This is a genomic window from Anaerocolumna sp. AGMB13020, assembly GCF_033100115.1.
Lineage (GTDB): Bacteria > Bacillota > Clostridia > Lachnospirales > Lachnospiraceae > Anaerocolumna.
Genome location: NZ_CP136910.1, coordinates 2812567 through 2838992, shown reverse-complemented (window position 1 = coordinate 2838992; position 26426 = coordinate 2812567). Strand labels below are relative to the sequence as shown.

The 26426-nt window shown below is 40.6% G+C and carries 21 protein-coding genes and 1 other annotated feature; of the genes, 10 read left to right on the top strand and 11 right to left on the bottom strand.

Annotated elements, in window-relative coordinates:
* Window positions 1–26: 26 nt before the first annotated feature.
* From R2R35_RS11460 to R2R35_RS11450, 3 genes are all read right to left on the bottom strand, one after another.
* The gene (locus R2R35_RS11460; RefSeq protein WP_317734662.1) at window positions 27–1544 is read right to left on the bottom strand and encodes a MutS-related protein; all 1518 of its coding nucleotides are present in this window, start codon (window positions 1542–1544) and stop codon (window positions 27–29) included.
* On the bottom strand, window positions 1534–3171 hold the full coding sequence (locus tag R2R35_RS11455; RefSeq protein ID WP_317734661.1) for a MutS-related protein: 1638 nt from the start codon (window positions 3169–3171) through the stop codon (window positions 1534–1536). The genes R2R35_RS11460 and R2R35_RS11455 overlap by 11 nt, the downstream gene beginning before the upstream one ends.
* A gap of 408 nt (window positions 3172–3579) precedes the next feature.
* Window positions 3580–4026 (bottom strand): MerR family transcriptional regulator, encoded by a 447-nt coding sequence (locus R2R35_RS11450; protein WP_317734660.1) that lies wholly within the window; start codon window positions 4024–4026, stop codon window positions 3580–3582.
* A gap of 211 nt (window positions 4027–4237) precedes the next feature.
* On the opposite strand from R2R35_RS11450, the gene R2R35_RS11445 reads away from it, so the two are divergent.
* On the top strand, window positions 4238–5062 hold the full coding sequence (locus R2R35_RS11445) for an acyltransferase domain-containing protein (RefSeq protein ID WP_317734659.1): 825 nt from the start codon (window positions 4238–4240) through the stop codon (window positions 5060–5062).
* Window positions 5063–5249: 187 nt separating this feature from the next.
* Here the strand turns inward: R2R35_RS11445 and R2R35_RS11440 are convergent, their stop codons facing one another.
* The 7 genes from R2R35_RS11440 to R2R35_RS11410 form a co-directional block, all read right to left on the bottom strand.
* Window positions 5250–6011, bottom strand: coding sequence for a hypothetical protein (locus tag R2R35_RS11440; protein ID WP_317734658.1), 762 nt, complete (start codon window positions 6009–6011; stop codon window positions 5250–5252).
* A gap of 7 nt (window positions 6012–6018) precedes the next feature.
* The gene (locus tag R2R35_RS11435) at window positions 6019–7560 is read right to left on the bottom strand and encodes a hypothetical protein (protein ID WP_317734657.1); all 1542 of its coding nucleotides are present in this window, start codon (window positions 7558–7560) and stop codon (window positions 6019–6021) included.
* Window positions 7557–7880 carry a hypothetical protein gene (locus tag R2R35_RS11430; protein ID WP_317734656.1) on the bottom strand — a complete coding sequence of 108 codons (324 nt, stop codon included), beginning with the start codon at window positions 7878–7880 and terminating at the stop codon, window positions 7557–7559. Before R2R35_RS11430 ends, R2R35_RS11435 begins: the two co-directional genes overlap by 4 nt.
* Window positions 7880–8521, bottom strand: coding sequence for a DUF5081 family protein (locus tag R2R35_RS11425; protein ID WP_317734655.1), 642 nt, complete (start codon window positions 8519–8521; stop codon window positions 7880–7882). The genes R2R35_RS11430 and R2R35_RS11425 overlap by 1 nt, the downstream gene beginning before the upstream one ends.
* 10 nt (window positions 8522–8531) lie before the next feature.
* A complete protein-coding gene (locus R2R35_RS11420; protein ID WP_317734654.1) occupies window positions 8532–8825 on the bottom strand; it encodes a hypothetical protein in 294 nt (97 codons plus the stop codon).
* Between the two features lies 1 nt (window position 8826).
* Entirely contained in the window at window positions 8827–9186 is a 360-nt protein-coding gene (locus R2R35_RS11415) for a hypothetical protein (protein ID WP_317734653.1), read from the bottom strand.
* 422 nt (window positions 9187–9608) lie between these two features.
* Window positions 9609–10730 carry a PucR family transcriptional regulator gene (locus tag R2R35_RS11410; RefSeq protein ID WP_317734652.1) on the bottom strand — a complete coding sequence of 374 codons (1122 nt, stop codon included), beginning with the start codon at window positions 10728–10730 and terminating at the stop codon, window positions 9609–9611.
* 829 nt (window positions 10731–11559) lie between these two features.
* On the opposite strand from R2R35_RS11410, the gene R2R35_RS11405 reads away from it, so the two are divergent.
* From R2R35_RS11405 to R2R35_RS11375, 7 genes are all read left to right on the top strand, one after another.
* Complete coding sequence (locus R2R35_RS11405) at window positions 11560–12177, top strand: cytidylate kinase-like family protein (RefSeq protein ID WP_317734651.1); 618 nt, start codon at window positions 11560–11562, stop codon at window positions 12175–12177.
* A gap of 188 nt (window positions 12178–12365) precedes the next feature.
* A complete protein-coding gene (locus R2R35_RS11400; RefSeq protein ID WP_331670283.1) occupies window positions 12366–13094 on the top strand; it encodes an amino acid ABC transporter ATP-binding protein in 729 nt (242 codons plus the stop codon).
* 118 nt (window positions 13095–13212) lie between these two features.
* Window positions 13213–13908, top strand: a complete 696-nt coding sequence (locus R2R35_RS11395; RefSeq protein ID WP_317734650.1) for an amino acid ABC transporter permease — start codon at window positions 13213–13215, stop codon at window positions 13906–13908.
* A gap of 53 nt (window positions 13909–13961) precedes the next feature.
* Window positions 13962–14879, top strand: a complete 918-nt coding sequence (locus R2R35_RS11390; protein ID WP_317734649.1) for a substrate-binding periplasmic protein — start codon at window positions 13962–13964, stop codon at window positions 14877–14879.
* Window positions 14880–15187: 308 nt separating this feature from the next.
* The gene (locus R2R35_RS11385) at window positions 15188–16318 is read left to right on the top strand and encodes an iron-containing alcohol dehydrogenase (protein ID WP_317734648.1); all 1131 of its coding nucleotides are present in this window, start codon (window positions 15188–15190) and stop codon (window positions 16316–16318) included.
* A gap of 312 nt (window positions 16319–16630) precedes the next feature.
* A complete protein-coding gene (locus R2R35_RS11380; protein ID WP_317734647.1) occupies window positions 16631–17980 on the top strand; it encodes an aspartate aminotransferase family protein in 1350 nt (449 codons plus the stop codon).
* Window positions 17981–18117: 137 nt separating this feature from the next.
* Window positions 18118–18379: a binding site (T-box leader), on the top strand.
* 146 nt (window positions 18380–18525) lie between these two features.
* On the top strand, window positions 18526–20889 hold the full coding sequence (locus tag R2R35_RS11375) for a valine--tRNA ligase (protein WP_317734646.1): 2364 nt from the start codon (window positions 18526–18528) through the stop codon (window positions 20887–20889).
* A gap of 105 nt (window positions 20890–20994) precedes the next feature.
* Here the strand turns inward: R2R35_RS11375 and R2R35_RS11370 are convergent, their stop codons facing one another.
* Entirely contained in the window at window positions 20995–23379 is a 2385-nt protein-coding gene (locus R2R35_RS11370) for a phosphoketolase family protein (RefSeq protein ID WP_317734645.1), read from the bottom strand.
* A gap of 727 nt (window positions 23380–24106) precedes the next feature.
* On the opposite strand from R2R35_RS11370, the gene R2R35_RS11365 reads away from it, so the two are divergent.
* Window positions 24107–25330, top strand: coding sequence for an ABC transporter substrate-binding protein (locus R2R35_RS11365; protein ID WP_317734644.1), 1224 nt, complete (start codon window positions 24107–24109; stop codon window positions 25328–25330).
* A gap of 167 nt (window positions 25331–25497) precedes the next feature.
* Entirely contained in the window at window positions 25498–26424 is a 927-nt protein-coding gene (locus tag R2R35_RS11360) for a branched-chain amino acid ABC transporter permease (protein WP_317734643.1), read from the top strand.
* The last annotated feature ends 2 nt before the right edge of the window (window positions 26425–26426 follow it).

Genomic DNA, 26426 nt, shown 5'->3' with positions numbered 1-26426 from the left:
AAGCTTTTTTCAATTGTAATAATGCTCTATCTGGAAGCCTCCTTCATAACTTCCTGATACAAATCTAAGGCATACCCTGTCTTAAGGGGTTCACCCTCGCTTAAACGAAAGCATCTGTCTCCACTTTCCTCTCTGTCTGCTCTTAAAAAGACATTTTCGCTATGCTTTTTACGATAAAGGCTGTGACTGAACTCATAATTATGCGTAACGAAGAGACAGGTAATACCGCTGTCTTCTATACCATGGAGGAGTTCCTTTGCCAGATAAGCCGCGTCGTAATCGGTGGTAGTTGCAAAAGTCTCATTTAATAGCAGCAGACTGTCAGGAGCTATCCGGGTTATAATATCGTGAAGCTTTAATAATTCCTGTTCCAATAGTCCGTGTTTCAAGCTGGAATCTTCATCCTCTGGAAAGTGGGTGAAGATACTCTGATATATATTGCAGACATACTGGGCGGCAGGGGTAAAATAACCGCTTTGTGCCAGGAGCTGTGCAGTGCCGAAGCTTCTGAGAAAGGTAGTTTTACCGCCTTGATTTACTCCCGTGATAATATAATTGCTGACACCTTCATAAGAAATACTGTTGGCTATTGCTGAATTGTCCTTTATAACCAGAAACAGGTCATGTAGTTCAGAGACCTTTAAGACCTTAGAGTCTTCTGCAAAGACTGGAAAGCATATCTTTATTCCACGTCCCTCCAGGAATTTATATAGATTCAGAGCACCACAGTAAAAGCCGAATTGAAATTTCAACTGCTCTAACAGGTGCTTCACAGTATAGTTAAAATCACTTACCGTTTTTAGTATCCAGGTAAGGCTGGCATCTATGATTTCCCGCACTTCGTTTTCAATAGTGGTATTTTCGATTCTAATTTCATAGCATTTGTCTGACTTCAGAACATAGGACAGCAACCCTTTCTTTTCCTCGGAGGAGCTTTCACTATCAAGAATACGAAGCAGTGACATGTCGGTCATCTTAAGACCTTTGCCAAGATGGGCACCTACAGAGACGGCATCGGTTTTCTTTAAGACTGATAGGGATTGAAGGAAAGTTTGCACCTCTTTTAGAAAGTGCTCCGTGTAATAGCCGGTAAATTCATGGCAGAAGGAAAGAAGTACTTCCGCAGTAAAATTGTTTTCTCTTCTGAGCCTGCCGCTGATATCTTCCAGATAAGTAAGTGCTGCTAAGGCTGTCTCAACCTGAGTCAGAATCTTCTTGGGCACCGAAATGATGTAATTATATTTTAGTTTTGTAGAATCATCGTATGTCTGTATCTTATCTAAAGCCTGACAGGACGAATGGTAAATCTCATAAAATAACGCAGGATGTTTGATTGCATCCCTTAGAACAGAGTGTCGCTTTAATAGTTCAGTTTTCTGAGTAGCAGGCAGCATCAACTGTTTACTGCTTATTTTTCGCAGCTCCTCATCACCATCAGAAATAACATCTAAAAGCTGCTCCAGCTTCAAATCCCGCAGGAGAAGTTTGCTGTCTGTCTTAAACCTTTGTACGGTATTATCAGTAGTTATAAGGTTAATCTCCATTGGTTATACACTCCTTTATCTGTGTTCCTGACAGGCAGTATTTTAAGGCGATATCAATTGCTCTTGCACTAAGTGCCGCCTCTCCCGGATGAATTCGATAGTTTCTTTGATAGCCATCTTCTTCTCTGGCAGAGGCTATTAAGCTTATCATATCTGCCTGCAGCTTTGCCAGTTCCGGAACATGAGTTACACAGAGTACAGTACCGGCCTTTGCAAAAATTTTCGGAAGCAGCAGGCTGGTCAGATCAAAAGCATCTGCGGCGGTTGCAGAAGAAAACATCTCGTTAAGGAGGTAAAGACAGTTGGTAGGTGCTTTATCAAGGATCTCTTTTAAGTGGTGCAATTCCTCCTGTAATTTACCGTTGTTCACCAGGTGATTTTCTTCCACGGTAAAATGAGTATGAATACCCTTAAAGTGTGGCAGCAGTGCCTTTGTGGCAATTACCGGCATACCAAGCATTGCAAGGTATGCGGTCTGTCCCACACTTCTTGCATAAGTCGTCTTACCGCCCTGATTTACTCCTGTAATAAAAGCACCTTTATTACTCTCCATCAATACCAAGTCATTCACCGCTACTTCCCTGTGCTTTCCCGCTGCCAGTGCAAGACCGATATCACATATTCCTTCAAGGTGCAGGCTCCTGGTTTCGGTAAATTCCGGATAAGTCAACAGAAAGCCTTTCTCCCGCAACTTGGAAGCAAGGGTATGCCCGAACAGATAGACTTCAGATTCTTTGTAAAGCCTTTGCAGAATATCATTTGTCAAAAGTCTGGCTGTAGCAGTGAATTCCAGGCATTCTTTGCGAAGCTTTGGATTTTCTTTCTCCACCAGTGATATTAGTTTACTTTCAAAAGGATTTAACCCAGGCTGGTTGAAAAGCCGAATCGAATTACGGCTGTGCTCCTGAATACGGAACACCTTCTCAAGGCTGCTGGCGAAATCTTCAGTGACTCCAGTATTCTCTTGAAAATATACTTTAACAGCATTTCCGGCCATAGTCAGGGTGAAATAAATATTTTCCAGTTTGTCCTTCAAACGGATTGCTTCCCTATAGAAATCGGAATAACCGTCTGTGTTCAGGAACGAGGTAAGATGAGAAAGCAGGGAAAGGAAAGCCTTGGATTTAACCTGTTCCTTTAAAAGATCATATAACCTGCTGACAGACTCATAATGCATTACGGCAGCATCAATATAATACTTGCTTTGTTGAAGCGGTGAATCGGATTTGTGCCGGTATTCAAGAAAGCGCTCTGCTTCTGTAAAGCTGTTTCGAAAAGCAGTTAAACCATTTAAGACTAGCGGATTGTCAAGGTCTTTATAGATATCCTGCCGATAAGTGATTTGAGAGAGAGTTTCCGGAAAACTAAAGTAATAATTTTTTATTTCCTCTGTTAGGTATTCATCCTTATCAGGAAGAAATAGCGCCTCCAGATTCAGATCCTGGAAAAAGCAGGGCAGATTTCTGCCAGCTTCTATAACTTCTTCTGATACAACCATTCTGGCACCTACAAAGTAAGTCTTTTTTTCAAGCCTTTGCTTTGCCCGGTAATATACTTGATTCCCTGACTGCTTTTTAGCTGAATCTTCCTGCTCCTGGTTTTCGTAAAATAAACTAAAATACGTCATAGCTTCACCTCCTGAAATAAGTGTAAACTATGACGCATGTGTAGGGTCAATGAAAATTTTACAAATAGCAGCTTTTTTACAGACTGTTTAAAATCCTTTGAGCCGTGTTTTAAAACTTACGGTATAGCCCTCCACGAGATACAAAAATCGAGGTTTCTTTTATAGCCCGGGACAGGATCAGTCTGTCACCAGCTCGTCACCAGCAGTTTTCAGACACACCCTGGTATAAACCAGCAGTATTAAAAATTTGAGTTCCCGTACTCGCCTGGCCTGATACCAGCAGTTTTTAAACGTATTCGAAGCACATTGCTTGTCGAAACCTCCAGAAGCGTTTTTCATTAAGTAAATTTATTTCGTTATTGAAAGGAAGACCCAGGTGTAATAAACATACGTTTATCAGGATTTGCTTTATAACCATAGAATATCTGAGAAATCCTGTTCCAGCTTGTCGTTCTCAAGGCAATAGATTCTTGAAAGATTGTAAGCCTCTTCTTTTGCACCTGGCTTTTCTGGCTCAGCCGCAAGGTGTGACAGCATGTTATAGATGTTTTCGTTGTTATAGGCAAGAATCTGGATAAGACGGTCATTCTCGTCCTTTTTCTCCTGGAGCTTTTTCATAACGGCTTCTTTGGAATAGCTGTCTTCTTTTAGATCCTTAATATCTGCCAGAGAAAACCCCAGTTTTTTAAAACTGATTATTGTATTAAGTTCCTTCATCTGTTCAGATTCATAATAGCGGTAGCCGTTAGAAGAATCAACCTCTGCCGGTGCCAGCAAACCAAGCCGGTCATAGAGATGAAGCGCACGTACTGAAATATCACTAAAGTCTGCAAATTCTTTTATTTTTAACAACATATTGGTACCCCCTGTAAACCACTCTTACAAATGGAATATTTCGTAAGTATATTCCTATAGTAATATATTCAAGGAAGCTTTTCAATACCATTTGGATATCATAGAAAGAGGAGTAGAAAACACTGCTTTGCCTTCTTTTTTAATACGGTTGAAAGTGTGATTGGGTACATGTTATACTGAGACCAAATTATTGGGGAATAGGAGATTCTATATGACGTTAAAGGAACTTTGCATGGGTATCAATCTGCCAGAGGAAGTAACGGAAACCGTTCTAAGGATTTACAAAGAACAGGATTATTCTGCGTTAAAGGAAAATTCTGATAAGTTATACGATCGTAGGGAATGGGAGAGGACCCTGGAAGAATTAAAGAAGGCTTTGGGAAAAGATGATAAAGGTTTAAAAATGCTGACACTACAGTTGGTAACCGGACTTAATACCTATAAGCTCTATGAAGAGAAAGGAATCGGTCAGAAAATATTTTTTGATACCTTTCAATGCTTTTCCAGATTTGTAGGGGAGCATCTGGTCAGCTATCATACCTATGGTTTTGATAGGGAATGGTGGACGCCCAGACAGATATCCATGGAGGAGTTCCGCTTGGGAGAACTGGAATTTGAAATGGAGAACTGGAAAGGGGAGCGAGTAATCAGTGTGCACATACCTTCTGATGCCAGGATAACCAGAGAAAATTGTCTGAATTCTTATGAACAGGCGCTTAACTTCTTCGCTAAATACTATCCGGATTTTAAGTACCGTTATTTTATCTGTGATTCCTGGATGCTCTCACCGGGGTTAAAGGAGGTACTACCTCGGGAATCCAGAATTCTTCAGTTTCAGGCGGATTACACCATTGAGGAGTGGAACAAGGAAGATAACTCTTATAGGGAATGGGTGTTTAAGAATTTTGACTTACCTTTAGAGGAATTGCCGGAAGAGACATCCTTACAGAGAAATATTAAGAGGTTCATCAAAGAAGGGGGCTTTATAGGAAGCGCTTTTGGATATATGGAGCAAACGGGATTTCGAAAATCTTAGCAATAACGGACAACCCGCAGAACCGTACTGAAAATAGGGTTCTGCGGGTTAAAATGAACTTTTTGCTGATATATTTTTCTCTGTATAGGAAGGCAGCTCCTATTTATCATAGAGTATACCTTTTTCATTTTGCTTCCGTTTGTTCACGGAAGCCCCTGTTTATTAATGTCTTGTGCTGCTGTAATTATTAACGATTATATAATACTTTTTCCAATATACTATAATTGTCAGGAACTATTCCCGCACCATTAAAGGATACAATTGTACCGTCTTCAAACTCTGCACCTAGATGCCACCAGCTTGCCATCCCGGGTTCACTGTTATCTGAATACATATAGTCCCACTTCCAGATTTCTGCTTCTTCCAGAGCCTTAATTATGTCATTTTTTTGCTCCTCTTTTAATACAGTTTCTTTATCAGCTCTTCGGATGTCACTATAAAGATTAGCCGAATAATAGGAATCATAAATCAGTTCCTTACCAAAGTCTATTACAAAAGAGGTCCCTCCGGTGCCTTGCTGGTCCGAAACAGTCAAATAACGTATCGTTGCCATATCTGGAAATTCCCCTGAGAATTTCTCTGCATTTATTAAGTAGGAGAAGTCATATTTTTCTTCCGTCTTTTCTTTTACCATTTGTTCTTGTAATCTTTTTAAATCAATGGTTATATAAGATAAGTCTTTCAAATTTTGTTTTACCTGCAGGAAATATTCCTCTGTCAATTGAAAATATGAAATTAATTCCTCTAGGCCATATTTTTCGATATCTTCTTCTGTAAGTTGAAATGTTTCAAGTATGAAAGCTTTTGTTGCTAACGGTGTATTAGCTGCTTCATCCCGTGAATTTTGTATACTTTCCACGTTTTCTTCTCCTTTCGTTTTTTCTGTTGCACAACCGGTCAGAAACACCCCCATAATAGCTGTGAACAAGATAATTTTTTTAATATACATGATTATTTCACCTCCCCTTTGATTCTATCAATTGCTTATTCATAAGCTGCATGGCAGTCGGGAAATAAGCTTCTAATTCCCGTATCGATTCTTCATTTGATGTCATATACCTTGAAAAGACTTCTGCCCATAATTCCTTTGCCTGACTTCCGGTATATTTATTATTCGCTTTCAGATTATTCCAATATGTTGTGTCATCTTCTTTGCTGTTATCGTGATGATAAGTACCGTTTAGTTTGTTGTCAGTGAATCCTCCGTATACATCTGAAATACCACAATAAATAGTTGCATTTGTACCAGACATGGAAAATTTATTTTTATACTCCTGGGTTATGGCGTCATATATTTCATACTGAACCAATTCTTTATCATACCCTGAAAAATTGTAGGTCATTATACTTTTTACGATTTCATCAACATCTATGCCATAACCCTCATATCCTTTGTCTTCTATGTATTCTAATATACTTTTCTTTATATTAGCTTTGACATCTTTTTCAGCTGCCTGTAAAACGGTGGGCCCGTCTGCATTCACTGTTGTGTAATTGTAGTTTTTAGTGATAAACAAAAATTTATCATCATCTAATGACAAATCATCGATAGCATGGCCTACTTCATGAAAGAAAGTAGCATAAGCACCTCTTGGATCATACTTTCCTTCATTATTTTTACTATAAGGGTCTTTTTGATAAAAACGAACATATAATTTTTTGTTTTTTCCACTATAATGCTGTGCCATTTCTTTTCCATCACTGTTATTTTCGTGATAATTATAATCACCTATTTCTAAATCCTTGGCATATTTAAAAAACAAAGAGCGATAAGGTTCCTGAGCCGTATAAGCAATAAATTTAATATTCCGGATATCTTCCTGATATTTACTGTTTTTATCCTTTGCCAGACCAGAAAGTAAATTGTTCATGTTTTTTGCATCTTTTGGTTTCATATACTCATAATATTCAATTACCAGCCCGATATCTTCCTTAAAATTCTTTATGTCATATGCCGCATCATTTCTCATATAAGGGGTAACATCACCGTCATAATACCGGCTGACTGCATCAATCAGACCAGCCTTTAAATCATCGGACACCTCATCTTTATCAAGTTTTTCTGCTTTTTTTAAAAAGTCGGCTTTTAAATCAGGGTCAATCATTATGGTTGCCATAGCTGTTTTTAATTTATACTCCGTGCCACCCGTGGTGCAGGTAATATCATTTGGATTTAAAGCATAAACATCCGTCAATGTTTTCATAACACCATAGTTAAATACATCGTCTATAAGATTCTCTGCGTCAAGATGAATGTTTTTGCAGAAATCACCAAGTTTTTTTCTGGACTCTTCCAAGGCTTCAATTTTAGAATCCAAAACGCTGATATACGGAGACGAAATACCGTCTAAAGAGCTACTAGAAATCTTCCTTGCTGCCTCAACTGCCAATTTATATGCACTGAAAGAAGCAGCAGTTATTACTTTGGCCTCATAGGAATTCCAGGCATTTTCATGAAAAAGCCATTCCTCATAGTCGGATATGAAATCTTTGTTCATTTGATACCTCCTTTTCCGTTGTTAAAGAAGTTTTTACCAATAAAATTATCCATCATGAAAGTTATCTCTTTAACCATAGTGGTGTAATCCGACAGCTGCCCATAGCATAACTGCAGTATGTCAAGATGCCGGTTTAAGACAGTAAAATAATCATTTAAACCAGCGGATGCTCTTCCGCTATAATTATATTGCATAATACTTTTCATTTTTTCAGACTCTGTAATGATCTCCTTCACACAGGCGGCACACTTGCTAAATTCAAGTGCAATTTCCTCCATTGACGTTTCACGAACAGATATTTTGGCTGTAGATAACGGCATTAAACCACCTCCAGTCTTTTATGAAGCAAATCAACTAACGTATTTCTGTCTCTTTCATACAGTATATTATTAATACAATCATAACAATATTTTTTACCTGCAGACTCAAAAAATAACTCCTTTGTGCTGTATCCCTTCATATTTTCCTCTTTTAAGGATCGAATCTCCGTACTTAAGGTAAAACTGGTTTTTGCGTTGATTTCATATTTTTGCAGCAAGCTTTCAGGGCTGATCTGGAAATCAATATGACTGGCACTGCTTTTTCCATCTAGCAGTAGAAATTCAGGGAAGGCTTTTGTTACGGTCTCTAAATTTTTTTTGATGTTTATAACAGAAAACCAATAATTACCACTAGGGTCTGATCTTAACAGAATGCCTAGTGCATCATTCACAAAACCAATTGTCATATTAAGTATTCTAACATATTTTTTTGCTTCCTTAAATTGTTTTATTCTATTTATTACCAAAACTCCTTGGGGGGTTAACGTTTTATAGTCTTTCAAGAGACCGTTTTCTATTAAAGCATCTTTGATTACTTCCACTGCTATTCCAGTCATTTTTTTATTAGAGAATGAGTCTACAGAATGAATATCTTCACCGTCAATAACGGTGTTTAATACATAGAGTTCATAATAATTCATTGCATGCCTCCTATAATGCTTTTACCGCATTGGAATTAGTGGTAAAATTATTCACATTCTTCAGTAGTTCCTGCTCCTTCTGATTCATCTCATACAATATTTCTTTTATCTTTTTCTTATATGCGATTGTTAAATTCAACATGGTTTCACACTTGTCACGGGTGATTCCCTGCCAGTCCTTACCTTCTAATTTTTTAACTAAATTTGCTTCCAGAATATTGAGTTCCTTAAATTTGTCCTCAATCCTAGTTATACAAGCCTGATAATCGGCAGGCCCATTTTTCAGTATTTTTATTTCAGACATACTACAGCACCTCCCTATCTTCTTCCCATTCTCTTGTGTAAATTTTACTGCTCCACTCTGCTTTCTTACTGCTACATTGTGATATTGCCTGTTCTAGGTCTTCCGCAAAATGATTAATGCTTGTAACTATTTGCTGGCAATGATTAAAATAATCAGTCTGTTTTATCTCGTAACGCCGGATATAATCACCGGATAATCCTCCCATATAACCGACTTTCCCATTTAACCTATTCTTATAAGTATTTATATCTGACAGGTTATTTGTTATCTTTCTTCGAATGTCTGTGAGTGAAGTTTCCAGATTTTTATATGCTTCCGCTTTGGCTGCCGCATAATAATTGTATTTTGTTACCCAAGGCATACTCTTCCCTCCCTGTAATTTATATTGAAGTATTCTTAGTTTTCCAGGAGCTTCAGTAAAGCTACTGAACATCTTAGGTTCTGCTATAATAGCAGTTATCACTTCTGGTTTTCGATTCTCTTCAAAAATTTTAAATAAGTTAATCTCACTACATATAATATGACAGAAAACTTTTGTTTTCCGGTGCGTTATTATATGTTATCTCCTCCGGTTTAAAGATGGAAGTAATCCAACCGTTGCTAAGGAATATATCAAAGGATAAATGATTCTAGATTTATTCGGATTTTAAAAGTTAAACAATATTAAATTACAACGTGGAATCAGAGTTTCCCGGTATTTTTCATTCTTTACCTCATCAGGTACACTATCTTGTGAATCCGAATTTGAACCGGGGAATCGCAGATTTAAATTTACCTGAGCAGTTAACCGATGGAAAAATACTCCCTGATAAAAAATGCCATCAGCAGGTCGAATTTTACGTTGGCAGCATCAAGCTCCGTACCTAACAGCTCTTTGATTTTCTTTATCCGGTAAATTACTGTGTTCCGATGGGTATGCAGCTTTGAAGCGGTCTCCAACAGATTACAGTCTGACAGCAGAAATACCTGTAAAGTGTTCATATAATCTGCGTCATGGACAGTGTCAAACTGCTCCAGCCTTCCTAAGTTCTTTTCATAAATGGATTTTAACATTTCCGGATCGGAAGAACTAAAAAGTATCTGAAAAAAGCCCAGCTCATCAAAATTTATAGAGGTAATATTCCAGAAAGCTGCTGCAGCAAGGGAAAAGCGGGCACGTTTATAACAGCTGCCAATATCCGTAAGGGAGGAAATAACATTACTGATACCTAAAGTTATACTGCCGCAAAATAAGAGTAAATCGGTGATTTCCTGGAGAGAAGGAGGAGTCTTGGAGATAAGATAAATCAATATCTGCCGGTGCTCATGTTCAAAAAGATGGTATTTTAATTTCAAACGGTTCAGGGAAAAGGTGACTCTGGTGGTATTCTTTAGATTCTGTATTACGATGATCCTATAATCGGCCAGTGTGGGAAAGCCATACTGATTTAAGGTAAGAAGTATATTTTCATGGACGGGAGTCTGATACAAGGCGCCTTGAAAGGCAGCATTTAGCTGATCTGTACTGCGTGTGTTATGTAAAAGAAGACTGCAGTAATCCTGCATGATATCAATAAGATGAACCTTCCAGGGCATGGTAAAGAGCGGGAATTTATTAAGGGAGCACATTTCAATAATCTCAGGGGTAAGATCCGGCAGTGTTAGATATTTCCCGTTGTTGATAATAATTCCGCTGCAATTGCAGGTGATAAGAGAGCAAATAAAGTCATAAAGCTTAACTCCGCTCTGGATAAAAAGTCCTGTGGTTATTACCAGCTCACCACCTTTAAGAAAAGCTGTGTTCTGTATATCCTCTGCCAGATATACCCACGAAACCGGATTGGTCAGGCCAGCTTCTCCGCTATGGAGGGTCATAAAGTATTTATCTTTCGCACTTTCATATAAATCGGTTATCTGTGTTCCCATAGACTTTCCCCTTTATGAGTTTATTTTAGAGTACAGTTATAGTAAGAATTTTAATAAAATGATTTTATAATTATTATTCACTTTAATGTGACTGTCAATATTATTTTTATTCAGCTAATTAAGGAGTTTGTAAAAAATGTATAAATTATATGATTAGAAGTAGAAGCAGGAGGGACAGGCAAATGGAAAAGGAGGAACGGAAGCAATACATTATAGAACAGTATAACAAGATTCAGGATGCTAAGATATTATGAAAGATCTACCTATTTATCCAGGTATAACTACATAGGAGAAAAAAGGTACGTAACGGTTGACTGCATACATTTTGCCAATAATTCATTTAAAGTAATCCTGTGCAAAAAACCCAAAGGTCAGAGACATAATACCGAAAATGATGCTCATAAAAATACTGGTAAGAATTAAAATGGCTGCCATATGTTCCGACATACGTTTTCTTAGCGCTATCGAAAAAATGCACACCAAGAGGCTTATTATAGACCCAATAAAAAACAATATTGTTATGGTTAACATATCTTATTTTCTCCTAATCATTCATACTTATGAAATAGCTTTACGTTTAATTGGGTAAGATGTATTTGAAGAAATTATACAATATATTCCATTGTATTGCCAGTGACTTAGAAATAAAATAAAACCCAGTAAATTCAATTATCACAACACAGAACCAATGCTCTTTGTACTTAAAGTACAATAACCACCAAAAAGTTTGGAATAAACAGCCATTGTTGAGCATTATAGTGTAGCGTAAAATGAATATACAAAATATGAATTCCTTCAAGAGACTCTTAAAAAGAAAGGAGTGTTCCGTATGAGTGAAAAATTTGTTATAACCATTGCGAGGCAATTCGGTAGTCTCGGAAGACCTATTGCCCGCTTAGTCAGCGAGAAGCTGGGAATTGAATATTATGACAGGGATATCGTTGAGATGACCTCAAAGAATCTGAATCTGCCGGTTTCAACCGTCAGTGATGTGGAGGAAAGTGCGAAATCAGCTTTTTTTAACATGAATTATCCACTGGGTATGGGAACAACCAATATACAGGATTCTATCTTCGCCGTACAAAGAAAGATAATCATCGATCTTGCTGAACGGGAGTCTTGTATCATCGTAGGCAGATGTGCTGACCATATCTTAAAGGATCATAAGAATATTATCAATGTATTTATTTATGCCCCTTATGAAGCAAGGCTGGCAAATTGCGTGGAGAGACTGGATATGAAACCTGATGAAGCCAGGAAAATGATTGCCTCCGTGGATAAGGCAAGAGAGTCCTATCACAAATATTATTGCGGTTATTCTATGGCGGATAAGGATTATAAACATGTAATGCTGGATTCCAGTCTGCTGGGAGTGGAAGGCACCTGTGATATTTTAACGGATATCATTCGGAAGAAATTCAATTTGGTAAACAGTAAGAATTTTTAAAAGTACATTTCTAAAGTACATAGCTATCAGTAAGAAACAAGCTTATTAATAGAAATAAACGAATCACAGTAATATTTAACAAAAATAAGTAATCAATAATAACAGAATTATGATCTGACTTAGGCAACGGAGCTTTTGTATACAAAAGCTCCGTTGCCTCTTTCTGTTTAAAAAAGGAAGGTGATGTTATGGAACTGCTTGAAATTAAGAAACTATCCAAATGTTTTGTTGATTTGGAGGTATTAAGGGATGTCAATGTAAGGGTGAGCAAGGGAGAAGTAGTGGTTATTATCGGTCCCTCCGGTTCAGGTAAGAGCACCTTGCTGCGCTGCATCAATCTGCTGGAACAACCCACAGGGGGAGAAATCCTGTATCTGGGAGAGGATATCACTTGTCTTGGAAAGAAAGTTACCGGTTATCGCAAACAGGTGGGAATGGTATTTCAGAGGTTTAATCTCTTTCCGTTAAAAACAGCACTGGAGAATATTATGTATGCTCCCATGAAACTAAACAAGGTTCCGGTAAAAGAGGCAAAGGAGCAGGCCATGGAACTCCTAAGAAAAGTTGGAATGGAAAGTAAAGCAGATACTTATCCGGCGGCGCTATCCGGAGGCCAGCAGCAAAGAGTAGCCATTGCAAGGGCACTGGCCATGAAACCGGAGATTCTGCTTTTTGATGAACCCACTTCTGCTTTGGATCCGGAACTGGTGGGGGATGTCCTGGAGGTTATGAAACAGCTGGCAGGGGAAGGAATGACCATGATAGTGGTAACCCATGAAATGGGTTTTGCAAGAGATGTGGCAGACAGGGTGATCTTTATGGACGGTGGTTATGTGATAGAGGAAGGTGCTCCAAGTGATATCTTTATACAGCCAAAGAATGAGAGAACCAGAGCCTTTTTAGCCAGAGTGCTATAGTGGTAAGAGTAAACATTACCCATTTCACTATGCAAGAACCTTGTAAGAACGCAGAGAGGTGTCTGACAGGCTTCTTACATCAGATTTTGTACCGCCAGCCGGCGGAAGGGAGGTAAAGATGGAATTGCATTTTAAACAGGCCTTTGAGACCTTGGGGCCAAGTCTCTGGGGAGGAATAGGTATTGTACTTTATATAACACTGGCAGGGTTTGTCTGTGCTTTGGCTGTGGCACTGTTAGTTGCTATCGGAAGAATATCCAGGAATAAGATACTTCGCCGAACCCTTGGAGTAATCATTGAACTGGTAAGGGGAACACCCCTGCTGGTTCAGTTCTTTTATATATATTATGTTGTACCGACACTGCTAAACGGTATTATGGGCATGTTAGGAAAAGACACCAACATCCAGCTGGCAGCTACCACCTGCGGTATTATAGGCTTTGCTATTAATTATGGCTGCTATATGTCAGAGGTTATACGTTCTGCCATTCTGGCCATTGATTCCGGTCAGAGAGAGGCCGGCCTGGCTCTTGGTTTTAGCGAGAATAAAGTACTGTTTCATTTTATAATACCGCCGGCCCTTAGAAATTCCGTGCCGGTATTCGGAAATTACCTGGTTATGCTCATTAAGGATACCTCCCTGTTAGCTATGATAACGGTACAGGAGCTTCTCCTTCGCACCAAGACCTATGCTTCTCAGACGTTTCTTACGGTAGAAGCATACACCATTCTGGCGTTCGTTTACCTGTTATTAAGTATTCCACTCTCGCAGCTTAGCAGAGTAGTGGAACGCCGGCTTAAAAGAGTCCGTTAGTTCTGGTAACTCCATAAACCTAGAAAACATGCAGAAAGAAAGAGGGAAAGATTATGAAGAAAATGAATCTGAAAAAAGGCTTCACACTGTTGTTAACACTTTTATTAACGTTTTCTGTACTCACAGGTTGCAGTAAGAAGGACAATAATACCCAGACCTCAACAGAAGATACGGCAGCCAGTGGAGAAGACACTGCTTCCACCGGTGAATCCGATATGTTAAAGAAAATCAAGGAAAAAGGTTATATCTTAATTGGCTCCTCCAACGATGCTCCCTTCTCCTACACTGACGTGGAGTCGGGGAAATTAGAGGGAATTGATATTGAAATCCTTCGTGAGATCTGCAAACGGCTTGAGATCCCGGACATACAGATGAAGGTAGTTGACTTTGCCAATCTGTTGGTAGAGCTTAATAACAATAACATTGATATGGTGGTAGATGCCATGTATGTGAAAGAGGAAAGACTTAAGGTAGCAGCCTTTACAGACAAGTGGTACCAGGAAGGTGAAGCTGTGGTAATTCCGGTTGATTCTGCTATCGCTGGCAAAGATGATCTGAAGGAGAAAAAAGTAGGTGCACAGCCCGGAACCACTTTTTATGAAACTGCCCAGAAGTGGCTTGATGAAGGAAGAATTGCAGGACTGGAAGCATATGATAACCAGGCAACTCTGATGACTGCTGTAGACATGGGAAAGGTGGATGCAGTGGTAACAGATGGTATTGTTGCAGGTTATACCCTTTCAGCCGACAGTTCCTTAAAATTGAAACTCTTAGCTCCCTACGAAGCAGAAGCCAGCGGGCAGATCGGCGCAGCTTTACGTTTTGAAGATAAAGCCTTTTTAGAAGAGGTAAATAAATGCCTGAATGAGATGAAGGAGGATGGCACGCTGCTAACCATACTAAAAGATTATGGATTAACAGAAGATTATTTTGTAGATGTACAGAATGGTAAAACAGTAAATACGAAATAAGAGCCAGGAGAACGGCTGCTTCTGATACCTGCTTCTGGTTACGAGAAACAATAAAAAAAGGATATCAAAGCAGAGAATTCAGAAGGCGGTTTTAATGATATCTGGTTTTCTCTTCAACCAGATATTATAGTAAATCATTTCATAACAACTCTTAGATCTTTAAGACGAAGATAGATTCCTTCGGTTTATTGTTTAAATATGGAACTGGCACAAACTTTTTTGTGGCAGCGGATAAAAGGATGAGCGAAGCTTTCTTTCACTCACCCTGAGTTTATAAGCGTGCTAAAGTACGCAGACGGGAGTTCAATATGGAATTTCAATATCATCTGCCAGTCAATCTGGTATTTGGTCGTGGGAAATCGGAATTAATAGGGGAGAAGGCAGCTGCACTTGGGAAAAAAGCACTTATCGTAACCGGTGGAAGAAGCACCAGGGAATCCGGATTACTTGAGAAGGCAGAACAACTTCTAAAAAAAAGCGGATTAGCCTTTTCTCTGTTTGATAAAGTAACCCCAAATCCTCTTACAACCACGGCTTACGAAGGAGCAGAACAGGCATTATCGAAAGAGTGTGACATGGTGCTTGCCCTTGGTGGCGGCAGCAGCCTGGATGCAGCAAAAGGAATTGCTTTTCAAGCCGTAAATGGCGGTGATATAAATGAGTATATTTACGGTAGAAAAATCAGTAACAAGGCACTTCCGGTCCTTGCAGTTCCCACCACCTGCGGTACAGGCAGCGAAGGCAACGGCTTTGCGGTTATGACGAATCCGGATACGCTGGATAAGAAATCCCTTCGCTGCAGTGCCATTGTTCCTGCCTGTTCCATTATCGATCCATTGCTTATGAAGACCATGCCAAAGAAAACGCTGGCCTCCGTAGGTTTTGACGCACTCTGCCATAACATGGATGCCTATATCTCGGCTGTTTCACAGCCCTTAACAGACATTATGGCCTTAGAGGGGGCAAGACTTGCTGCAGGCAGTCTTACAAAGCTCTATAGGGATAATGAAGATATGGACAGCTGGGAGCATTTATGCCTTGCCAGTACTCTTGGAGGAATGGTAATAGGAGCAGCGGGGGTAACGGCTCTTCACGGAATGGAGCACCCGGTAAGCGGACTCAAAAATGTCGTGCATGGAAAAGGCCTGGCGGCACTTGCGCCTTATGTGTATGAAGCTTCTATTCAAGGGGCACCGGATAAATTCCTCCTGTTATCCAGGATACTTGGGGGGAGGGATGAAAAGGATTTCGTACCTGCTATAAAGAAGCTCTTATCAGAACTACAGCTTACAGAAACTCTTGGAGATATGGGTGTGGAGGAAAAGGATCTGAATTGGCTTACTGAAAATTGTCTGAAGGTATCGGCTCCAAGTATGGCTAACCATCCCGTAGTCTTTACAACAGAGAAAATAAGAGAGATATTCAGAAAAGCATTATAAGTAAAAGTTCGGTTGGCGGTTAAGTAAGAGCTAAGGGATTATAGCGAATGTTAATATATAAGCTGAATTAAAGATCTAACCCTCCTCTTACAAACATAGAACCCTTTTAGATTCCTTTTTATATTGGATAAGAAACGAAGGTTTAACAGCAAGAGGAACCAAAAATGTAAGATAATTAAAAAGCTATCCAGTATAATTCAAATAGAAAAATTATGAATAAGTATATTTTATAAAACAAAGGCAAAAACGGGGAAATATGCAAACAGTCCTGTTTGTTTGCCATGCGCAAAAAACGCAGAAAGGGAGGAATATATGCTAAAAGATGCGTTACCTAAAATAAATACCCCATTACCCGGCCCCAAGGCCAGTGCTATATTGGAGAGAAGAAGTGAGGCAGTACCTGGCGCCATCAAATCGGTGTATCCCTGTGTAATCAGCAGAGGGGAAGGGGCGATGTTAGAGGATGTGGACGGGAATATATTCCTTGACTGGGTAGGAGGTGTCGGAGTATTAAATATTGGATACAGCCATCCGGAGCTGATAGGGGCTGTAAAAGAACAGACTGAAAAATATTTTCATGCTATGATGAATATCGTAACGCATGAGGGTTATATTAAACTTGCTGAGAAGATGAACGAAATCGTTCCTGTTAAGTCTGCCAAAAGAAAGACAATGTTTGCAAATTCCGGTGCAGAAGCCATTGAGAATGCAGTGAAAGTGGCAAAGTCCTATACCGGAAGACCGAATGTCATCGTATTTTCAGGAGCTTTTCACGGCAGGACCTTACTTGCTTCTACCATGACGGCAAAGAAAGCCTATGCATCAGGTCTTGGACCTTTTCCGGATGGTATATACCGGGCGGAGTTCCCTTATCTGTACCGTGGACCGGAAGGATATAGTGAGGAAGGTGCTATAGCTTATTATATTGAGAAATTAATAAAGGTATTTGAAGAGGCTTCACCTGCTGAACATATAGCTGCCATTGTAGTGGAACCCGTTCAGGGGGAAGGCGGATTTGTTCCGGCACCCATAGAATGGGTTAAGGCTGTGAGAAGAATCTGTGACGAGAAGGGGATTCTTCTGGTAGCAGATGAGGTTCAGACTGGTTTTGCCAGGTCAGGAAAAATGTTCGTGTCAAATTATTGGGAAGAGGCTGGAGCTGCACCTGATATCATTGCCACTGCCAAGTCCATAGCGGGAGGAGTGCCGCTAAGTGCCATAACTGCTTCGGCTGAGATTTTTGATGGAGTGAAGAATGGCATAATTGGGGGAACATATGGCGGCAATGCCCTTGCCTGTGCTTCGGCCTTAAAGGTAATTGAAATCATAGAAAGAGACAATCTGTGTGCCCGGTCTTTGGAAATTGCTACGAAAGTGAAAGGAGCCTTTCATTTGTGGCACGAAGAGTTTGAAGAAATTGGGGATGTAAGAGGTATCGGATGTATGACCGGTATAGAATTTGTGACGGATAAAAAGAGTAAATCACCCAATGCAAGGCTGGTATCGGATATTGTTATTTATTGTGCAGAGCATGGGCTTATTGTGGAAAGCGCTGGAACCTATTCCAATGTCATTCGTTTCCTGTGTCCCCTGGTAGTGACAGATGAACAGCTGGATTGCGGGCTCTCGATTCTTTATAACGCAGTGAAGGCCTGCCGGTAGAGGGATTATTATTTATGTTTGAAATAGCAGGAGTAAATTATTTTACCACTGAGCAATAAGAGTATGTTCTACAGAGTTATATCGAATACCCCTTGACATTTTTTTCTCTTACGCATACAATACGAATAACAACACAGACAAAAGCGTTGACGAGGAGGAGTACATGTTATTCCGGATGAACAGAGAGAAGATGGTTGGTGAAAATCTTCGTGATGGGAACATGGAAGTAGCCTTTGAGCTTTGGATCGAACAAAAATACAATTTTTAAGTAGACTCCAACGGAAATTTCCACCGTTATCAGGGAAAGCGATATCGGAACCTTTATTCGTTCCCGTATTGTATGAGAGCAGAATTCTATTCTGAAATTAGGTGGTACCACGGACACGTTTCGCCCTAAGCAATTATTTATTTGCTTAGGGCGTTTTTTGTCTGTTTTGTAACACCAGCATAGCTGTCAGGTCAGCACGAGAATTTGCCAAAGAAGGTTTCTGGTGCAGGAAAATGAAAGGACATTTCAGCGATGCATCATAACAGGAGGAATCAGAATGGATAAGAAGTATGATTTTAAGATGGCAGAAAAGGAAATGCAGGAGCTTTGGGAGAAAGAAAGTATTTATAGCTTTGGAAAAGGAAGAGAGAAGAAGGTATTCTCAATTGATACACCACCGCCTACGGTTAGTGGAAGCCTTCATATCGGTCATGTATTTTCTTACACCCAGGCAGAAATGATTGCCCGCTATAAGCGGATGCAGGGATATGATGTGTTCTATCCCTTTGGCTTTGACGATAACGGCCTCCCCACAGAACGCCTGGTAGAAAAGGTTCAAAAGATAAAACCCGGTGAGTTAAGCAGAACGGAGTATAACAAAAGATGTATGGATACGGTAAAGGGATACGAAGAAGAGTTTAAAGCTATGTGGAAGAGCCTTGGCTTTAGTGTTGACTGGTCTTTGGAATACCAGACAATCTCACAGCGTACCCAAAGAATCTCACAGCGCTCCTTTCTTCATCTGGTAAAAGCAAAGAAGGCGTACCTTAAGGAATCACCGGTACACTGGTGTACGGAATGTCAAACCTCCATAGCCCAGGCAGAGCTGGAGACGAAGGACACGGAATCCTCTTTTCATTACCTGACCTTTGAAACGGAAGGTTCTCCCCTTATCATAGCTACCACAAGACCGGAGCTGCTCTATGGCTGTGTATCGATTTTCGTAAATCCGGAGGATGAACGTTATAGGCAGCTTATCGGGCAGAAGGCAAAGGTACCTTTGTATGATTTCTGGATTCCTGTTCTTGCAGATGAACAGGCGGAGAAAGAGAAGGGCACAGGGGCGGTTATGTGTGCTACCTTTGGTGACAGTACAGATGTAGAGTGGTATCAGAAGCATAAGCTGCCCTTTAAGAAAGTTATAATGGAAAACGGTAGGATATCTTCAGAGGTACCTTTTATCGGTAATCTTGGCATAAAGAAGGCCAGAACTGAGATTGTAAGGCTGTTAGAAGAGAGAGGCCTGATTCGTAAGAGAGAGGATATTATCCATGCCGTTGCCGTTCACGAAAGGTGCGGTACAGAAATAGAAATCCTTCCTTCTGCCCAATGGTATATTGACATTATGACGGAGAAGGAACGTTTTCTTAAGGCAGCTGATGAAATCAACTGGTATCCGGAACATATGAAGAACCGCTACCGTATCTGGGTAGAGAATCTGAAATGGGATTGGTGTATTTCAAGACAGAGGAATTTCGGCGTACCTTTTCCGCTGTGGTACTGCAAAGACTGCGGAAGCCCTTTGCTGGCGGAAGAGGAGCAGCTGCCTGTTAATCCGCTGGAGGATAAGCCACGTAAGCCTTGCAGCTGCGGCTGTAAGGAATATCATGCAGAGACGGCTGTATTTGATACCTGGGCAACTTCCTCCGTAACACCTCTGATCAATGCAGGTTATGGAGAGGAGGAGGACCTGACTGGGGAACTGCTTCCTATGGGCATGAGAAGCCAGGCTCATGAAATTATTCGTACCTGGGCTTTTTATACGATTGTAAAGAGCTTATACCATACGGGAAAGATTCCCTGGAAAGACATTATGATAAGCGGATTCGTACTGGCAGGACGGGGGGAGAAAATCAGTAAATCCAAGAATAACGCAGTGCTTTCTCCGGTACAGCTTATTGAAACTCATTCTGCGGATGCTATAAGATATTGGGCGGCCGGTGCCAAGCTTGGGACGGATACTTTCTTTGAAGAGGAGGACTTAAAAGTATCAAAGCGCTTTCTGACGAAATTGTATAATGCGGCGAAATTTGCCTTTATGCATCTTGAGGATTATGAAGACACTGCAAAGGCTGAACTTCTGCCTGCGGATAAATGGATCCTGCAAAGAGTAAGTGAAACAACAGCAAATGCAGAATCACTCCTTGAACAGTACGAAATCGGTCAGGCAAGGCATTTGATCGATGAATTATTCTGGAAGGATTTCTGTGATTATTATATAGAAATCGTAAAAGAACGTCTGTATCAGCCTGAAAAGCATGGCTGGGAAGAACGGAGATCCGGACAATATGCACTGTATCACAGCCTGTACGGTATCCTTAAGCTCTATGCTATTTACACTCCTCATATGACAGACTATATCTACCAGCAGTTTTACCGTAAGGAGGGTGAGGCAGTATCCATACACCAGACCTTATGGAAGACTGACAAAAGTGACGGTGCAATCGCAGAATTTGGTCAGCGTCTTCAAGGGGTAATCGGAGAGGTTAGGAAGAAAAAAGCAGAACAGCAGTTATCCATGAAAGAGGAAATGGAAGAGCTGGTTATAACCTGTCCGGCCTATCTGGTAAAGTACTTTCAGCAGTCGGAGAAGGATATCAGAGCCTGCACAAGTGCCAGGAAAATAATTATCAGAAACTAACTAAGATTTTAATGAGATAATCTAAAGCGAAATAGAAGCTTACAAATAGGCAAGAAGCTGCCCCCCACTTAAGTTAAGGGCAGCTTCCTGTTTCTCTGTATATTCTTAAAATGGCCATTCCCAGTTAAGGATTTCGTCCTTATCAATACCGTAGGTATACGCATACTCAAGATTCTCAATTATAGTGTTCTTCATCTTCTCACGAACATGAGCACCTTTAGAGCCCAGAGTAGGAGTATTATCGATGGCATCGATAACCAAATTGAAGCGGTCGATCTTATTCTGGATAGCAAGTTCCAGAGGAGTGTTTATATTACCTTTCTCATGGTATCCGTGAACATGGATTCTATGAGGATGGCTTCTCTTAAAGCACAGCTTGTGGATTAAGGAGGGGTATCCGTGGAAATTCAGGATAACCGGCTTGTCTTTTGTGAATAAAGAATTGAATTCCTCGTCTGTGAGCCCGTGGGGATGTTCAGAGGAAGACATAAGCTTCATCAGGTCCACCACATTGATAAATCGGATTTTTATATCCGGGAATTCTTCACGGAGGATAGCAGTTGCAGCCAGAGCTTCCTTGGTAGGAATATCACCGCAGCAGGCCATTACAAGGTCCGGTTCCTCGGAATTGTTATCATTGCTTGCCCAATCCCAGATGCCAATGCCTTTGGTGCAGTGTTTTACGGCATCATCAATGCTTAAATACTGCATATGCTTCTGTTTATCAGCTACGATAACATTTACATATCCGGTACTTCTTAAGCAATGATCCATGGTAGATAATAGGCAGTTAACATCCGGCGGAAGATAGATCCGAACAACTTCCGGGCTTTTGTTGGTAACTACATCTAAGAAACCAGGATCCTGGTGGGAGAAGCCGTTATGGTCCTGACGCCAAACTGTTGAAGATAACAGGATGTTCTCAGAAGCGATGGGAGAACGCCATAATATCTCATGTTTGCAGATGTCCAGCCATTTTGCATGCTGATTGAACATGGAATCAATAACATGGGAGAAAGCTTCATAGGTATGGAAGAAGCCATGACGACCGGTCAGGAGATATCCTTCCAGCCAGCCTACCAGTGTATGTTCACTTAACATCTCCATGACTTTACCGTCAACAGTCATCTCGCTGCCGTCTGTGATATCCTCCTCATAATAGTCTGCCATCCAGGACTTTTTGCTGACGTCATAAACGGCAGTAAGCCTGTTGGAGGAAGTCTCATCGGGACCGAACATACGGAAGTTTTCAGGATTGTTGCGGAAGATATCTCTTAACAGCTCACCCAGTGGTTTGGTGTTCTCATACTCGGAACAGCCGGGCTTTTCAACCTTAACGCTGTAATTCTTAAAGTCAGGCATACGAAGGTCTTTTCTTAACAGACCGCCGTTGGTAATAGGATTGGCACTCATTCTGCGGTTTCCTTTGGGAGCCAGCTCCTTTAAGTCGGCAATCAGCTTACCATCTTCATCAAATAATTCTTCCGGATGATAGCTCTTAAGCCAGTCCTCCAGCATTTTAAGATGCTCGGGATTCTCATGGATTCCGGATAAGGGAACCTGATGGGCGCGCCAGAAGCCTTCTACCTTTTGTCCGTCAACCACCTTAGGGCCGGTCCAGCCTTTAGGGGATCTTAAGATGATCATAGGCCATCTGGGTCTGGTTATTTTACCTGTGGTTCTAGCTTCCTTCTGAATAGCCTTGATTTCCAGAATAGCGTTTTCCATCGCCTCTGCCATGGCATTGTGCATAAGAGCAGGATCATCACCCTCAACAAAGTAAGGCTTGTAACCATAGCCTTTGAACAGGCACTCCAGCTCTTCATGGCTGATTCTTGCAAGTAAAGTAGGGTTAGCGATTTTGTAACCATTTAAATGAAGAATAGGAAGTACGGCACCGTCTCTTGCAGGGTTCACAAATTTATTGGAATGCCAGGAGGTAGCCAGTGGTCCGGTTTCTGCTTCTCCGTCACCGACCACGGCAGCAACGATCAGGTCGGGATTGTCAAACGCTGCTCCGTAAGCATGGGAAAGGCTGTAGCCAAGCTCACCGCCTTCATGTATGGAGCCGGGGGTTTCTGGTGTGCAATGGCTTCCGATACCGCCGGGGAAAGAGAATTGTTTAAAGAATTTCTTTAAGCCTTCTTCATCTTCACTCTTATCAGGGTAAACTTCGGAATACCCGCCTTCCAGATAGCCGGGGGCAAGAACGCCGGGAGCACCGTGTCCGGGTCCCGCGATGAAAATCATATTTAAATCATATTTATTAATCAGCCGGTTAAGGTGGACATAGGAAAAAGATAATCCGGGACTGGTTCCCCAGTGACCTAACAGTCTGCTCTTTACATGTTCTGCTTTCAGAGGCTGCTTTAATAAGGGATTATCTTTGAGATAAATCATACCGGCTGCAAGATAATTGCAGGCGCTCCAATAAGCATTTATTTTCTTCAGCTCATTGTCGGTTAAATAGGTTTTGGTTTTCTCCGTCATGTTACTCTCCTTTGTGTTATTTTTTTAACAAACCTGAATACGAGATATACTAGCACATATTTTGAAAATAGGCAAGGTGTTTTGTTAAATTATACTTAAATTAGTTCACTATTAATTAAACTAAAGTGTGAAAATAATTCCGTTTAATCCCATTTTAACCGTTATTTCGCAGTTTTCAGTCTGTCTATCTTCTATTCAACTGTTTGGTATAAATAGTTGTTCTATCTGTATTTTTGGTATTAAATAGTTATATTTTATGGTATTGGCATTTTACATTAAATTATACAGGAAGATAATATGTCCTTATTATATATGCTGAAAATAATGTTAAATGTTGTAAGGAATATTATATTGTTTCATAAGAAAATTATATTAATCCAATTTTATTTATAAAATATTAACACTTTTCAAAAAAGGTATTGTAATTTTCTCCGGTAGATATTATAATCCCTTTATAACGAAGGTGTGCACAAATTTTTTGTGTATGCCTTTTTTTGTATTGTAAATATTGCAGTATAGAATACATAGATTACAGCGTGATAATTGTTTAAATTGACCTTGAATATGAAAATGACAGTACTTTGTTGTTGTTTTACTATCGTAACAGCGCATGAGCGCTAGAGTCTGGCAAGCCAGACTCTTTGTTCTTTCCAAGAAATAAGAATTTTGGACGGATTCCATTCTTTCAAAGTTTTTATCATAAAAATTTCTATAGGAGGAAATTTACATGAAGAAAAGGTTATTAGCAGTCATCATGGCTGTTATCATGGTAGCTGTACTTTTATCCGGATGCGGCACCAAATCAGATTCAACAAGCAGCAACGGGTCTGATTCAGGCAGTGATACACCTGCGGCAACAGAAGCTCCTGATTCATCGGAAGCATCAGGAACAATCAAGATCGGAACCATCTCACCCAACACTGGAAACTTAGCTGCCTATGGTGAAGCCGTAGTAAACGGCATGAAGCTTGCTGCGGAGGAAATCAACGCAGCCGGTGGTGTTCTCGGACAGCAGCTGGAACTGGTATCGCTGGATGATAAAGGTGATTCCACAGAAGGTGCCAATGCTTTTAACAAGCTGGCTGACGATTCTGCGATCAGTGCCGTTATCGGTTCTGTAACAAGTGGTGTAACTACTGGTCTTGCACCTTTGGCAAATGAAGCAAAGATTGTGTTATTAACACCTACAGCAACTGCTGACACAGTAACAGAAGATGATGATTATGTGTTCAGAGCTTGCTTTAAGGATTCCTACCAGGGAAAAATGGCGGCAAAATTTGCTGCAGAAAAATTAGGCGTTAAGAAAGTAGCAGTACTTTATGCTTCCGGTGATGCATATTCTGCAGGTCTTCGTGAAGCCTTCCTTGCAGCAGCGAAAGAATTCGGTCTTGAAGTGGTAGCGGAAGAAAGTTCCTCCTCTGTAGATGATACCGAATATTCTTCTCAGCTGACCAACATCGCAAACAGCGGTGCAGAGTATCTCTTTGCTCCTTACTACTACAGCTCCGTTGGACCTTACATCGTACCTCAGGCAAGAGCAGCGGGCTTTAGCGGCGTAATCATGGGGGCTGACGGTTTCGACGGAACCATCGGAACCATGGTAGATGATAAGAGCCTCTACAACAACTGCTTCTTTACAAATCACTACTCACCGGATGATACAGCAGATGCCGTTCAGAACTTTGTTAAAGCTTACAGCGATAAATTCGGTGCAGAAAGCCTTAATGCACTTGCAGCTTTGGCATATGACTCCGTATATATGCTAAAACAGTCTATCGAAAAGGCTGGATCAGCAGACAGAACAGCAATCCGTGATGCTATGAGCGGAATGAGCTTTTCGGGCGTTACCGGAAGCTTTACCCTCGATGTTAGCGGAACACCGGAGAAGTCAGTTGCTATTATTGAATTCAAAGACGGTGCAGCTGTATGGAATAGTACACTTGGTAACTAATCAGCTGAATAATCAATCACCCTGCGGCTTACCGGATGGTAAGCCGTTTTGGGCTTTCGGAGTATAAGTCTTTTGCCTTTCTAAACGTAAAAATAATTCTTTTCTTTTTGCGCTTAGAAAAGAAAAAACTTAATCATAAGTGATTTACTGTAAAGGAGAATACCGTTATGTCAACGGAAGTCGTCATTTTTATTCAACAGGTTATTAATGGATTAAAAATAGGCAGCGTGTATGCCTTGGTAGCCTTGGGGTATACCATGGTATATGGCATTATCCGGCTGATTAATTTTGCACATGGGGATTTTATTATGGTAGGCAGCTATACCATGCTGTATTCCATACCGCTGATGGTAGCACTTGGAATGCCTGCCTGGATGGCTGTCATTCTGGCTGTGGCAGTCTGCGGTCTGGTGGGGGTTACTGTAGAGAAGGTAGCATATAAACCCGTACGTAAAAAAGGAAATAACATGTCAGCCCTGATTACGGCCATTGCTATGAGCTTATTCTTGGAGAACTTTGCGCAAACAATCTTTGGTGCGGCACCAAAGCCTATCGGAACAATATTTTCAATTCCGGATTTAAAATTTGATACCATTAAATTTAACGGAAACACCATACTTACCATTACTCTTGGCATTACGGTTATGATTCTGTTACAGCTCTTCGTACAGAAGACCAAAATGGGGAAAGCCATGAGAGCGGTATCGGAGGATGGTCAGGCAGCTATCTTAATGGGCGTTAACAAAAACAGGATCATTACCATAACCTTTGCCATTGGATCAAGTCTTGCGGCAATTGCCTCCTTAATGTACTGCGCTTCTTATCCCCAGGCAACCCCTACATTGGGAGCCATGCTTGGTCTGAAGGCCTTTGTAGCAGCAGTTCTTGGAGGAATTGGTATCATACCGGGAGCCATGCTTGGTGGTATTGTAGTAGGTCTGGTAGAGAGCCTGACAAAAGCCTATATAGGACAGCTAACAGGAGGCGTTATTACCTCTGCCTTCTCGGATGCCATTGTATTCGGTATTCTGATAATAGTATTACTTGTTAAACCTTCCGGTATTCTCGGAAAAAATTTAGGCGAGAAAGTGTAGGT

What these genes read in the sequence shown, in the direction of transcription:
- R2R35_RS11360 (WP_317734643.1), top strand. Translation starts at nt 25,498, where the DNA reads ATGTCAACGGAAGTCGTCATTTTTATTCAACAGGTTATTAATGGATTA.
- R2R35_RS11435 (WP_317734657.1), bottom strand. Translation starts at nt 7,560, where the DNA reads ATGAACAAAGATTTCATATCCGACTATGAGGAATGGCTTTTTCATGAA.
- R2R35_RS11400 (WP_331670283.1), top strand. Translation starts at nt 12,366, where the DNA reads ATGGAACTGCTTGAAATTAAGAAACTATCCAAATGTTTTGTTGATTTG.
- R2R35_RS11390 (WP_317734649.1), top strand. Translation starts at nt 13,962, where the DNA reads ATGAAGAAAATGAATCTGAAAAAAGGCTTCACACTGTTGTTAACACTT.
- R2R35_RS11365 (WP_317734644.1), top strand. Translation starts at nt 24,107, where the DNA reads ATGAAGAAAAGGTTATTAGCAGTCATCATGGCTGTTATCATGGTAGCT.
- R2R35_RS11460 (WP_317734662.1), bottom strand. Translation starts at nt 1,544, where the DNA reads ATGGAGATTAACCTTATAACTACTGATAATACCGTACAAAGGTTTAAG.
- R2R35_RS11450 (WP_317734660.1), bottom strand. Translation starts at nt 4,026, where the DNA reads ATGTTGTTAAAAATAAAAGAATTTGCAGACTTTAGTGATATTTCAGTA.
- R2R35_RS11375 (WP_317734646.1), top strand. Translation starts at nt 18,526, where the DNA reads ATGGATAAGAAGTATGATTTTAAGATGGCAGAAAAGGAAATGCAGGAG.
- R2R35_RS11410 (WP_317734652.1), bottom strand. Translation starts at nt 10,730, where the DNA reads ATGGGAACACAGATAACCGATTTATATGAAAGTGCGAAAGATAAATAC.
- R2R35_RS11370 (WP_317734645.1), bottom strand. Translation starts at nt 23,379, where the DNA reads ATGACGGAGAAAACCAAAACCTATTTAACCGACAATGAGCTGAAGAAA.
- R2R35_RS11455 (WP_317734661.1), bottom strand. Translation starts at nt 3,171, where the DNA reads ATGACGTATTTTAGTTTATTTTACGAAAACCAGGAGCAGGAAGATTCA.
- R2R35_RS11430 (WP_317734656.1), bottom strand. Translation starts at nt 7,880, where the DNA reads ATGCCGTTATCTACAGCCAAAATATCTGTTCGTGAAACGTCAATGGAG.
- R2R35_RS11405 (WP_317734651.1), top strand. Translation starts at nt 11,560, where the DNA reads ATGAGTGAAAAATTTGTTATAACCATTGCGAGGCAATTCGGTAGTCTC.
- R2R35_RS11380 (WP_317734647.1), top strand. Translation starts at nt 16,631, where the DNA reads ATGCTAAAAGATGCGTTACCTAAAATAAATACCCCATTACCCGGCCCC.
- R2R35_RS11385 (WP_317734648.1), top strand. Translation starts at nt 15,188, where the DNA reads ATGGAATTTCAATATCATCTGCCAGTCAATCTGGTATTTGGTCGTGGG.
- R2R35_RS11440 (WP_317734658.1), bottom strand. Translation starts at nt 6,011, where the DNA reads ATGTATATTAAAAAAATTATCTTGTTCACAGCTATTATGGGGGTGTTT.
- R2R35_RS11420 (WP_317734654.1), bottom strand. Translation starts at nt 8,825, where the DNA reads ATGTCTGAAATAAAAATACTGAAAAATGGGCCTGCCGATTATCAGGCT.
- R2R35_RS11445 (WP_317734659.1), top strand. Translation starts at nt 4,238, where the DNA reads ATGACGTTAAAGGAACTTTGCATGGGTATCAATCTGCCAGAGGAAGTA.
- R2R35_RS11425 (WP_317734655.1), bottom strand. Translation starts at nt 8,521, where the DNA reads ATGAATTATTATGAACTCTATGTATTAAACACCGTTATTGACGGTGAA.
- R2R35_RS11395 (WP_317734650.1), top strand. Translation starts at nt 13,213, where the DNA reads ATGGAATTGCATTTTAAACAGGCCTTTGAGACCTTGGGGCCAAGTCTC.
- R2R35_RS11415 (WP_317734653.1), bottom strand. Translation starts at nt 9,186, where the DNA reads ATGCCTTGGGTAACAAAATACAATTATTATGCGGCAGCCAAAGCGGAA.